The following is a 10,876-nucleotide window of genomic DNA, read 5'->3' as shown; positions in this document are numbered from 1 at the left end:
GGATTGAAGGATGCAGATTGGCGACTTGATGGCCGAGAGCGGTGTCGGTTTCGGCACCAGTGGCGCGCGCGGTCTGGCCGAGCAGATGACCGATTGGGTCTGCTATGCCTATACGCTTGGTTTTCTGAGCTATCTGGAGCAGATCGGGGACTGGGCGCCCGGCTCGGATGTCGGCCTCGGCGGCGATCTGCGCCCGAGCACGCCACGCCTCATGATCGCCTGCGCGCGCGCTGTGCGCGACAAGGGCGGCAAACCGATCAACTTGGGTTACATCCCCAGTCCGGCAGTGGCGGCCTATGGTTTCGGACTGTCGATTCCAACCCTTATGGTCACCGGCAGCCATATCCCGGACGATCGCAACGGCATCAAGTTCAACCTGCCCAACGGCGAAATCCTCAAGCCTGATGAAGCGGGCATCCGCGCCCAGACGATCGCGCGGCCCGAGGGACTCTTCGATGCGGATGGCGCCTTCATCGCCGGTCAGTCCGATGCCCTGCCGGACCTCCAGCCCGAGGCCCTGCAACTCTATATCGAGCGCTATCTGGACTTCTTCCCGCGCGGCTGTCTCAAGGGGCTGCGGGTCGGGGTCTACGAGCATTCCAGCGTCGCGCGCGAACCCTTCATCGCCGTGCTCGGTGGACTGGGGGCTGAGGTGACGCCGCTTGGCCGCTCCGAGGTCTTCGTCCCGGTCGACACCGAAGCGGTGCGCCCCGAGGATCAGGCACTGGCGCGCGAGTGGGCGGCGAGCGGGCGCTTCGAGGCGCTGGTCTCGGCCGATGGCGACGGCGACCGTCCGCTGATCGCCGATGAGCATGGACAGTGGCTGCGCGGCGACGTGGCCGGGGTGCTCTGTGCGCGCCAGCTCGGGATCGAAGCCCTGGTCACACCGGTCAGCAGCAATACGGTCGTGGAGCGCTGCGGCGCCTTCAAGCAGGTGCAACGCACCCGTATCGGCTCGCCCTTTGTCATCGAGGGGATGCAGCGTCTGATGGACGACGGTCTGGAGTCGGTCGCCGGCTATGAGGCCAATGGCGGTTTTTTGCTGGCCACCGATTTGGTGAACAGCAATGGCCGTGTGCTACCGGCCCTGCCGACGCGCGATGCCGTGGTGGTGGCTGTAGCCATTTTGCTCGCTTCAGTCGAGCGCGGTCAGCCGGTCTCAACCCTGGCCGCCGATCTGCCGCCACGCTTCACGCATAGCGATCGGCTCAAAAACGTCCCGACCGAGCTCAGCCGGGCGCGGCTTGCCGCACTGCATACGGGGAACGCGAACGCCGATAAGGTCGCCATCGAGGCCGAATTCGGTGAAGCCTTCGGCTCGGTCGTCACACTCGACGACACCGATGGCTTGCGAATCACGTTCGAGAGCGGTGACATCCTGCATCTGCGCCCCTCCGGCAATGCGCCCGAACTGCGCGCCTATGCCGAGGCTGACAGCCCCGAGCGCGCCGAGGTCATGACGCAGATTGCATTGGAGCTGTTGCGTCCCGCGTGAGCATCGGCGGCGTTCACAACCCATTGCGCCAATCCTGATCTTCGCGATCAAACAGCCGATTGGCCTCGACCGGCCCCCAGGAGCCAGCCGGATAGGTGTGGATGAAGTCGCGCTCGGTCGCCCACAGCTTCAGCACCGGATCGACCACACGCCACGCCCAGTCGACCTCGTCATAGCGTAAAAAATGGGTGTGGTCGCCCTCGATCACATCCAGAATCAGCGCCTCATAAGCATCGATGTGCTCGGGCGGCAGCACGCAACTGCTGGCATCCATCCGCTCGGTCTGGGTGCGCATCTCCAGACCCGGCTGCTTGACCTGAATCTCGATCCGCATGCACTCATTGGGCTGGATGTTGAGCAGCAACCAATTGGGTTCGAGCCGTTCGATCGCCGTCGACTGGAACAACTGCTGCGGCGGATGCTTGAAACGAATGGCGATCAGCGAATTGGTGTGGGCCAGCCGCTTGCCGGTGCGCAGATAAAAGGGCACGTTGCGCCAGCGCCAGTTGTCGATGTAAAGCTTGAGCGCCGCATAGGTCTCAGTGGTGCTGTTGTGTCTGACCCCCGACTCGTCGAGATAACCGGCGAGCTTCTGCTCACCCAGACGCCCCGCGCCATACTGGGCGCGAAATGCCTGCGCATGGACGGCCTCGCGCGGAATGGGCCGGATCGAGCGCAGCACCTTGACCTTCTCGTCGCGCAACGCCTCGGCGTCCAGATTGGGCGGCGGCTCCATGGCCACCAGCGCCAGCATCTGCAACAGATGACTCTGGATCATGTCGCGCATGGCTCCAACCCCATCGTAAAAGCCAGCCCGGTCCTCGATCCCGCGCGACTCGGCATGGGTGATCTGCACATGGTCGATGTAATTGCGGTTCCACAGAGGTTCGAGCATCAGATTGGCGAAGCGGAACACCAGGATGTTCTGTACCGTGCTCTTGCCCAGATAGTGATCGATGCGATAGATCTGACACTCACCGAAGCGCCGGCGCAGTTGACGATCCAGGATATTGGCGCTCTCCAGATCGAAGCCGAACGGCTTTTCGACCACCAGCCGCGACCAGCCGTCGTCTTCCAGATGCAGATCATGCGCTGCCAGCGACTCGACAATGGTCGCGTAATAACGCGGCGCCACGGCCAGATAGGTGAGCCGGTTGGCCGGAAAGCCCTCCTCGCCCCGCAAGCGCGCGGCCAGGGAGGCAAAGTCCTCGGGGCGCTCCAGATCGCCGCTGACGAAGTACAGCCGTCCGAGCAGACGGCGCAACACCTCGGCCTCGATACGGCCGGCCAGACGCGCGTTCAGGATCTCGGCCACCTGTTCGCGCCAGTCCTCGTCCGACCAGTCGCGCCGCCCAAAGCCGACCACGCGGCTCTCGGCGGACAGCCGCCCGGCGGCCTCGATGTGATAGAGCGCGGGCAGGAGTTTATAGGCTGCCAGGTTGCCCGTGGCCCCAAAGATCAGCAGTGTGCAGGATTCCATCATCGGACGGTTACCTCGATCCGGATCAACTGTGCTAACGTGATGTCTTGCATGGGATCTCCTCCCTTTAACCACGGCTGCCCGAGCCAACGCGCCAGAACGAAACACACCGCATGGAGTCGTCACTCAGCCCCTTTGCCTTCCCGGCGTTCGAGCCGGATCGTCTGCGTATCCTCGTCGCCAGCAGCGAGGCGCATCCATTGATCAAAACCGGCGGGCTGGCGGATGTCGCCGCCAGTCTGCCGGCCGCCCTGCGCCAGCTTGGACATGACGCACGACTCGTCATTCCGGGCTATCCGCTGGCCATGCGCCAGGTGCGCGAACCCAAGCCGCTCGGCGAGATCCGCATCCCAGGCTACCGGAGCGCCATCCGGCTGGTCGAGGGCCGCCATCCCGATCACGACCTGCCGGTCTATCTGGTCGACGCACCCGATTATTTCGCGCGCGAAGGCAATCCCTATTGCGATCCGACCGGGCGTGACTGGGGCGACAATCCTGACCGCTTCATGCTGTTCTGTCGCGTGCTGGCGCTGATGTCACAGGGTCTGCCGGCGGTCGGCTGGCGTCCGGACGTCTTCCACGGCAACGACTGGCAGACCGGACTGGCGCCGACGCTGTTGCAAGAGGCCCCCTGGTCGCCGGCGCGCGTCTTCACGATTCATAATCTCGCCTATCAGGGACTCTTCGACCGCGCGACCTTCGATCGGCTGGAACTGCCGCCCGCGCTCTGGAATCTGGCGGGACTGGAATTCCACCAGCGTCTGTCCTTTATCAAGGGCGGCATCGTGTTCTCGGAACGCATCAACACCGTCAGTCCCACCTATGCCGAAGAGGTGCGCACGGCGCGCTTCGGCTGCGGACTCGACGGACTGCTGCGCCAGATCGGCAACCGTTTCAGCGGCATCCTCAACGGCATCGACTATCAGGTCTGGAATCCGGCCGGCGATCCGCTCATCCTCCAGAACTATGACGCCGAACGCTTCGGACTCAAGAGCGAGAACAAACTCGACGTGCAGCGCGAGCTGGGTCTGCCGCGCAGCGAGGACAGCTTCGTGCTCGGCTATGTCGGGCGCCTGGTCGAACAGAAGGGCGTGGATCTGATCCAGGCGATCCTGCCTGAGCTACTCCAGGATCCACGGGTGCAGGTCATGATCCTGGCCTCCGGCGAGCGTCGCTGCGAACAGGCTCTGCTGGATCTGGCCGCGACCAACCCGCGTCAGATCGGCGTCTTCATCGGTTACGACGAGACGCGCGCCCATCGCATCGAGGCCGGCTGTGACGCCTTCCTCATGCCCTCGCGTTTCGAGCCGTGCGGCCTGAACCAGATCTACAGTCTCAGGTACGGAACGCCGCCGATCGTGCATCGCACGGGCGGTCTGGTGGATACGGTGGTTGCGGCAACACCCGAGCATCTGGCTCAGGGCACAGCGACCGGCTTCATCTTCGACGAGCCGACACCGGCCGCCCTGCTCGGTGCCGTCCGTCGGGCGCTGCAACTCTACCGCGACGACCCCGCCGGCTGGCGCCGACTGGCCGTCACCGGCATGTCGCAGGACTTCAGTTGGGAGGCCAGCGCCCAGCGCTACATCGAACTCTACAACGACGCGATCACGGATCGGATGCAGCAGGAGCAGGCGCGCTCGGCGTGACGGGGACTCAAGCCGCCTGGGCGGGGATGGCGTCTCCGGTACGGATGACGCGATTGTGCTCGTTGAGATAGACGAGGCTCGGCTTGAAGACGTCGGCCTCGGCCTCGGTCATGGCGGCATAGGCGCAGATGATGATGCAGTCGCCGGGCGCCGCCTTGTGGGCCGCCGCGCCATTGACCGAGATCACGCGCGAGCCGGCCTCGGCACGGATGGCATAGGTGGTAAAGCGCTCGCCGTTGGTGACGTTGTAGATCTGGATCTGCTCGTATTCACGGATGCCGGCCAAATCCAGCAGTTCCTCGTCGATGGCGCAGGAACCCTCGTAATCCACTTCCGAATGCGTCACACAGGCGCGATGGAGCTTGCACTTCAGCAAGGTCAGATGCATTTGACTCGATCCTCTCAATGGCCGCTCGGCCCCGGTCTTCAAAAACGTCGATGAAGACTATTGTATTTCAGTTCGCGTAAGTCTACAGCAGGCTTTGCTGCAATGCAGCAACATCGATCAATGACCGCTCTACTGGCGGGAGAGGAACGTCACTCCAGAGCCACGCGCCGATTGTCGATCAACCGCGTCCGCCCTAGATAGGCCGCCGCTAGAATGACCAGCGCCCGATCCTCGGAACCGGCCGGATCCAGATCCTCAGTGCGGCGCACGCTCAGATAATCAGGGCGCAGTCCGGCCGCGTCCAGTGCGTCCAGCCCCGCGCGCTCGGCCCGCGCGATCGGCTCGCCAGCGCGCAGCGCCTCGTCCGTCGCCTTCAGCGCCTGATACAGCGCCGGCGCCAGTGCGCGTTCCTCGGGCGTCAGATAGCCGTTGCGCGAACTCATCGCCAAGCCATCGGACTCGCGCGCGATCGGCACGCCGATGATCTCGACCGGCATGGCCAGATCCTCGACCAGCCGCCGGATCACAAGCAGTTGCTGAAAGTCCTTCTCACCGAAGAGCGCGACATCAGGCTGGACCATGTTGAGTAGCTTGCAGACCACGGTCGCCACGCCGACGAAGTGTCCGGGCCGACTCGCCCCGCAGAGGATGTCCGAGATCCCCGGCACCTCGACGCGCGTCTGGGTGTCCTGACCGCGCGGATAGACTTCGCGCACGCTGGGGAGGAACAGCAGGTCACAGCCGGTCTCGCTGAGCTGGCGCCGGTCGGCGTCGAGCGTGCGCGGATAGGCGTCCAGATCCTCATTGGCCCCGAATTGCAGCGGGTTGACGAAGATACTCGCCACCACCCGATCAGCCTGGGTACGCCCTGCGCGGACCAGGCTCAGATGTCCGGCATGGAGATTGCCCATGGTCGGCACGAACGCGATGCGCTCGCCGGCCGCGCGCCAGGCCTGCACGCGCTCGCGCAGTTCGGCGATGTGCTCGACTTGCATCAGGTGCGTTGAATGTTGCGCTGTACTCAGCATGGTCTCGATCTCTCCGGCACGGGTTCAATAAGGCGTCTCAGCGGCGGCCGGAAAGCGTCCGTCGCGCACGGCGGCCACATAGGCCGCCACCGCCTCGCCGATCGAGCTGTGTCCCTGCATGAAGTCGCGGCTGAAGCTCGGCGGACGGCCCGGATTGAGTCCGAGCATGTCGTGCAGCACCAGCACCTGACCATCGCAACCGGCCCCAGCGCCGATGCCGATCACCGGGATGCTGAGGGACTGACTGATCTCGCCAGCGAGTGCCGCCGGTACGCATTCGAGCACCAGTAGACTGGCGCCCGCCTCTTCCAGGATCCGCGCCTCGCGCCGGATGCGTTCAGCCGAGGTCTCGTCGCGACCCTGGAATCGATAGCCCCCGAGCCGATTGACCGACTGCGGCAGCAGTCCCAGATGGGCGCAGACCGGCACGCCCTGCTCAGACAGACGGCGCACGGTCTCTGCCAGCCATTCACCACCCTCCAGCTTGACGACCTGGGCACCGCCCTCCTGCATGAGCTGCGCGGCATTGTCGAGTGCGCGCTCGGGTGTGGCCGCCGCCATGAACGGCAGATCGACCATCAGCAGCGCCCGCTCGCGCCCGCGCGCGACCGCGGCGCCGTGATAGACCATCTGCTCGACCGTCACCGGTACCGTGGTTGCGTGTCCCTGCAACACCATCCCCAATGAATCGCCGACCAGCAGCAGATCGACGCCCGCGCGGTCGAGCAGACGCGCGAAACAGGCGTCGTAACAGGTCAGACTGACGATCCGCTCGCCGCGCGCCTTCATAGCGGCCAGCGTGGCGACGGAAACAGGCGCAACAGACATCGTCGGCTCCGGAATGACTAGGGATTGATCGCGTCAGCTCGCGGGTTCACCGCTCGAACCGGACGGCTTGCGCCGACGGCGCGGACGCCGTTTACGACGCACGCCCGGCTCGGTCATGCGGGCGCGTTCCTGGCTGCTGGCGTCCTGAAAGCGCGTCCACCAGTCGGCCAGCTCGGCATCCGCCTCACCAGCCTCAGCGCGCAACACCAGGAAATCATAGGCCGCGCGGAAACGCGGATGGGTGATGAGTCGATAGGGCCGCTTGCCGTCGCGTTGCTCCAGACGCGGCTGCAAGGCCCAGATCTCGCGCATCGGCAGCGAGAAGCGCTTGGGAATGGCCACCAGCGGCTGCTGCTCGACGCAGACCTCGGAAGAGGCCGACAGGATCGCCTCGATGGACGCCATGCCATGCGCGACCAGCTCCTCCCAGCGCCGCCGCACCGGCTCCCACAGCAGAACCGCATAGAGAAAGGCCGGCGTGACCGGCTTGTCCTCGGCCAGGCGCTTGTCGGTATTGGCCAGACCCCGGCTGACGAAGGTGATCGGAAAGTCGTGATCCTCGTGCGCCAGACAGGCCTCGGTGGCCGGGAACAGATGCGCGAAAAGCCCGTAGTGACGCAGCTTATCGAACACCTCCAGACCATAGCCGGAATGGAACAGCTTGAGCAGCTCATCGAACAGGCGCGAGGCCGGGATGTCGCACAACAGATGGCCCAGCTCGAACAGCGGATGCTCGGTCGCCGGCTCAATGCTGAAACCGAGCTTGCAGGCGAAACGCACCGCGCGCAGCATCCGCACCGGATCTTCGCGATAGCGCTGCACCGGATCGCCGATCAGACGCAGTTGTCCGGCGCGCAGGTCTTCCAGGCCACCGGCATAGTCGATCAGTGCGAAATCAGCGATGTCGTAGTAGAGCGCGTTGATGGTGAAGTCACGCCGCAGCGCGTCTTCCTCGATGGTGCCATAGAGGTTGTCGCGCACAATCAGGCCGTTGCGCACCTGACGATCGGCATCCGTATCTGTGTCGTCGTCCGAGCCGCCGCCGCGGAAGGTCGCAACCTCGATGATATCGCGCCCGAAATGCACATGCGCCAGCCGGAAACGCCGTCCGATCAGACGGCAGTTGCGAAACACCTGCCGCACCTGTTCGGGCGTGGCGTCGGTGGCGATGTCGAAGTCCTTGGGTTCATGGCCCAGGAGCAGATCGCGCACCCCGCCGCCCACCAGATGGGCCTGGTAGTTTTCCTGCCGGAGCCGGTAGAGCACCCGTAACGCCTGCTCACTGATATTGGCGCGCGAAATGTTGTGCTCTGGACGTGGCACCACATGGGGCTGGCCGGGACGAATCGGAGCTGAATGAGGGTCGGAATCCTGCATGGATGTCTTCGTGGATATTCCTTGTCATCAATCGTAACAAAGCCGCTTGTCTAATGCGGCGAGCCGCGTATAATACGCCATTCTTGCACGACGTACCGCTCTCTTCGTCTAGTGGTTAGGACGCTGGCCTCTCACGCCGGTAACAGGGGTTCGAATCCCCTAGAGAGCGCCAACTCCCGCACGCCCCCTCCAGTCGTTTCAAACCGTCCCCGGATCATCCAGCAGTTCGAGCCAATGCACGACGGGCGTCTGCGTCCCGCCGGCCAGGTGGAGCTGACAGCCGATGTTGGCCGTGGCGATGATCTCAGGCGCCTCTGATTCGAGCGCAGCGACCTTGTTGGCGCGCAGTTGGCCCGCCAGTTCCGGTTGAGTGATCGAATAGGTGCCCGCCGATCCGCAGCAGAGGTGCGCCTCCGGAACCACGGTGGTGACGAAGCCGAGCCGGTCCAGAATGGGTTCGACCACCTGCTTGAGCTGTTGCCCGTGCTGAAGGCTGCACGGCGCCTGAAAGGCCACGCGCCGCCCAGCGCCCGGCACACCCAAGGCTGACAGATCCTCGGCGCCCAGCACCTCGGCCGGATCACGCGCCAGGGCCGCGACCCGCGCCGCCCGCTCGGCATAGTTCGGGTCATGCGCCAGACGCTCGCCATACTCCTTGACCATGGCCCCGCACCCGCTGGCATTGACCAGGATCGCCTCGGCGCCGGATTCGATCTCGGGCCACCAGGCATCGATGTTCCGCCGCATGGCGGCAAGTCCCGCCTCGCGGTCATCGAGATGATAGGCGACCGCGCCACAGCACCCCGCTTCAGGCACCTCGATCAGATCGATCCCGAGCCGTGACAGCAGACGCGCGGCAGCGGCATTGGTGCGCGGCGTGGCCACCGACTGCACGCAACCGGCGAGCGCCAGCATCCGACGTCGACCGGCGGGCTGTGGCCGACGACCGGCCGCCTGAGGTGCCGGCACCTTGGCGCGCAGTGCGTCGGGCAGCCACGGACGCACCCGACGGCCAAGCCAGATCAGAGGCGCCAAACGGCGTGGATACGGGACGATGGCGATCAACATCCGGCGTAACCAACGCTCGCTCCAGGGCCGATCCACACGCGCGTCGACATAGTGACGCCCGATGTCGACCAGCCGCGCATAGCGCACGCCCGAGGGACAGGTGGTCTCACAGGCACGGCAGGTCAGACAGCGGTCGAGATGACTTTGGGTGACGCGCGTCGGCGCCTGCCCTTCCAGCACCAGCTTGATCTGATAGATGCGTCCGCGCGGTCCGTCGAGTTCATCGCCGAGCAGCTGATAGGTGGGACAGGTCGCGGTACAGAAACCGCAGTGGACACAGGCACGCAGGATGGCGTCGGCCTCCTGGCCTTCGGGGGTGCGCCGCAATTCGGGCAGGATCTCAGTTTGCACGCCGGACCTCTCGTGGCTCAAAGATTGGCGTAGAGACGGCCCGGATTGAGCAGTCCATGGGGATCGAAGGCGGACTTAACCCGTCGATGCAGTTGCATCAATGGCTCGGACAGTGGATGGAAGACTTCGCCGGAGCGATCGCCGCCGCGAAAGCGCGTCGCCTGTCCGCCGAGCCGCTCGGCCTCGGCGCGAATGACGGCGTCCGGCGCCTCGCTTCTTAGCCAGCGCTGCGACCCGCTCCATTCGATCCACTGTGGACCATCCAGACGCACGGCGGGCGCACCCTGGGGCAGCGACAGACGCCAGAGCGGCGCCTCGCCCTGGACGAAAAAGGGATGACGTTGCTCGCGCACCTGAGACCAGAACGCCTCAGCCTCGCTGTCGGCGACCGACTCGCCGCCGATCTGCGCAGCCGTCTCCATCACACCCTGCTCGGTCCCGGACAGACGCACCCAGAGCCGCTCGCCGTCGCAACAGGTCGCGCTCAGCGGCCAGGGTCTGGCGCCCCAGTGATTCATGCGCTCCAGCGCTTCGTCCGGCCCGGACGCCAGCACCAGGGTGCGTGTCGCGGCCGGGATCGGCAGCACCTTGAGACTCAGATCCAGCAGGATACCGAGCGTCCCCAGAGCGCCGACCATCAGGCGCGAGACATCATAGCCGGCGACGTTTTTCATCACCTCGCCGCCGAAGCGCAGTATCTCACCGCGCCCGCTGAGCACCCGCGCCCCGAGCACCAGATCGCGCGCCGCGCCCCAGTAAGGACGTGCCGGCCCCGAGAGCCCGCAGGCGATGGTTCCGCCCAGCGTGGCCGGCGGTCCATTCGGCGCCGCAAAGTGCGGCGGCTCGAAGGGCAGCCGCTGGCCCTGTTCAGCCAGGGTTGACTCCAGTTCAGCGAGTGTCGTCCCGCACCGGGCCGTCACCACCAGTTCCTTGGGCTGATAGCCGAGAATACCGGTATGTCCGGACAGTACCAGCGGTTCGCCAGTGCTCGCGCGACCGATGAACGACTTGGTGTCATTCCCCAGCAGCCTGAGCGGCGTCGAATCGGCCATGGCCGCGCATACGCGCGCTTGGAGTTCCTGTGTCAGGTCAGTGCTCACCGCGTTCCTCGTGGTCATCAGCTGGATGAATCGGACAAGGCTGGAAATAGGGGCCAATCTGCCGATCACCAATGGCACGGGATCGACATCACCGACCACGACCGAACCGACC

Annotated in this window: 9 protein-coding genes and 1 tRNA gene; 3 read left to right on the top strand and 7 right to left on the bottom strand. The window is 65.1% G+C overall.

Annotated features, from left to right (window positions below; genetic code table 11):
- The first annotated feature begins 10 nt into the window (after positions 1 to 10).
- Complete coding sequence (locus tag GJ668_RS00210; RefSeq protein WP_155448103.1) at positions 11 to 1,495, top strand: phosphomannomutase; 1,485 nt, start codon at positions 11 to 13, stop codon at positions 1,493 to 1,495.
- Positions 1,496 to 1,508: 13 nt separating this feature from the next.
- Here GJ668_RS00210 and zwf read toward each other — a convergent pair whose 3' ends face one another.
- Entirely contained in the window at positions 1,509 to 2,978 is a 1,470-nt protein-coding gene (gene zwf, locus GJ668_RS00205; protein ID WP_155448102.1) for a glucose-6-phosphate dehydrogenase, read from the bottom strand.
- A 110-nt stretch (positions 2,979 to 3,088) separates the two neighbouring features.
- Here zwf and glgA point away from each other — a divergent pair, with 110 nt between their 5' ends.
- The gene (glgA, locus tag GJ668_RS00200; protein ID WP_155448101.1) at positions 3,089 to 4,624 is read left to right on the top strand and encodes a glycogen synthase GlgA; all 1,536 of its coding nucleotides are present in this window, start codon (positions 3,089 to 3,091) and stop codon (positions 4,622 to 4,624) included.
- Between the two features lie 7 nt (positions 4,625 to 4,631).
- Here the strand turns inward: glgA and panD are convergent, their stop codons facing one another.
- The 4 genes from panD to pcnB all read right to left on the bottom strand — a co-directional run bounded on the left by panD (position 4,632) and on the right by pcnB (position 8,245).
- Complete coding sequence (gene panD / locus GJ668_RS00195; RefSeq protein ID WP_155448100.1) at positions 4,632 to 5,012, bottom strand: aspartate 1-decarboxylase; 381 nt, start codon at positions 5,010 to 5,012, stop codon at positions 4,632 to 4,634.
- 149 nt (positions 5,013 to 5,161) lie between these two features.
- A complete protein-coding gene (gene panC, locus GJ668_RS00190) occupies positions 5,162 to 6,040 on the bottom strand; it encodes a pantoate--beta-alanine ligase (RefSeq protein WP_155448099.1) in 879 nt (292 codons plus the stop codon).
- Between the two features lie 24 nt (positions 6,041 to 6,064).
- Positions 6,065 to 6,868, bottom strand: a complete 804-nt coding sequence (gene panB, locus GJ668_RS00185; RefSeq protein ID WP_155448098.1) for a 3-methyl-2-oxobutanoate hydroxymethyltransferase — start codon at positions 6,866 to 6,868, stop codon at positions 6,065 to 6,067.
- Positions 6,869 to 6,901: 33 nt separating this feature from the next.
- Positions 6,902 to 8,245 (bottom strand): polynucleotide adenylyltransferase PcnB, encoded by a 1,344-nt coding sequence (gene pcnB / locus GJ668_RS00180; protein ID WP_155448097.1) that lies wholly within the window; start codon positions 8,243 to 8,245, stop codon positions 6,902 to 6,904.
- A gap of 97 nt (positions 8,246 to 8,342) precedes the next feature.
- Here pcnB and GJ668_RS00175 point away from each other — a divergent pair.
- Positions 8,343 to 8,417, top strand: a tRNA-Glu gene (locus GJ668_RS00175).
- Positions 8,418 to 8,443: 26 nt separating this feature from the next.
- Here GJ668_RS00175 and glcF read toward each other — a convergent pair.
- Complete coding sequence (gene glcF / locus GJ668_RS00170; protein WP_186342795.1) at positions 8,444 to 9,664, bottom strand: glycolate oxidase subunit GlcF; 1,221 nt, start codon at positions 9,662 to 9,664, stop codon at positions 8,444 to 8,446.
- A 17-nt stretch (positions 9,665 to 9,681) separates the two neighbouring features.
- Positions 9,682 to 10,764 (bottom strand): glycolate oxidase subunit GlcE, encoded by a 1,083-nt coding sequence (gene glcE, locus GJ668_RS00165; RefSeq protein WP_186342794.1) that lies wholly within the window; start codon positions 10,762 to 10,764, stop codon positions 9,682 to 9,684.
- Positions 10,765 to 10,876: the final 112 nt, after the last annotated feature.

This window comes from Allochromatium palmeri, assembly GCF_009720725.1.
GTDB classification, from domain to species: domain Bacteria; phylum Pseudomonadota; class Gammaproteobacteria; order Chromatiales; family Chromatiaceae; genus Thermochromatium; species Thermochromatium palmeri.
This window is presented reverse-complemented; position numbering and strand designations above follow the sequence as displayed.

Bases quoted from the DNA above. Each gene is read 5' to 3' on its own strand.
- pcnB (WP_155448097.1), bottom strand. From the start codon at position 8,245: ATGCAGGATTCCGACCCTCATTCAGCTCCGATTCGTCCCGGCCAGCCC.
- panB (WP_155448098.1), bottom strand. From the start codon at position 6,868: ATGTCTGTTGCGCCTGTTTCCGTCGCCACGCTGGCCGCTATGAAGGCG.
- GJ668_RS00210 (WP_155448103.1), top strand. From the start codon at position 11: ATGCAGATTGGCGACTTGATGGCCGAGAGCGGTGTCGGTTTCGGCACC.
- panD (WP_155448100.1), bottom strand. From the start codon at position 5,012: ATGCATCTGACCTTGCTGAAGTGCAAGCTCCATCGCGCCTGTGTGACG.
- zwf (WP_155448102.1), bottom strand. From the start codon at position 2,978: ATGATGGAATCCTGCACACTGCTGATCTTTGGGGCCACGGGCAACCTG.
- panC (WP_155448099.1), bottom strand. From the start codon at position 6,040: ATGCTGAGTACAGCGCAACATTCAACGCACCTGATGCAAGTCGAGCAC.
- glgA (WP_155448101.1), top strand. From the start codon at position 3,089: ATGGAGTCGTCACTCAGCCCCTTTGCCTTCCCGGCGTTCGAGCCGGAT.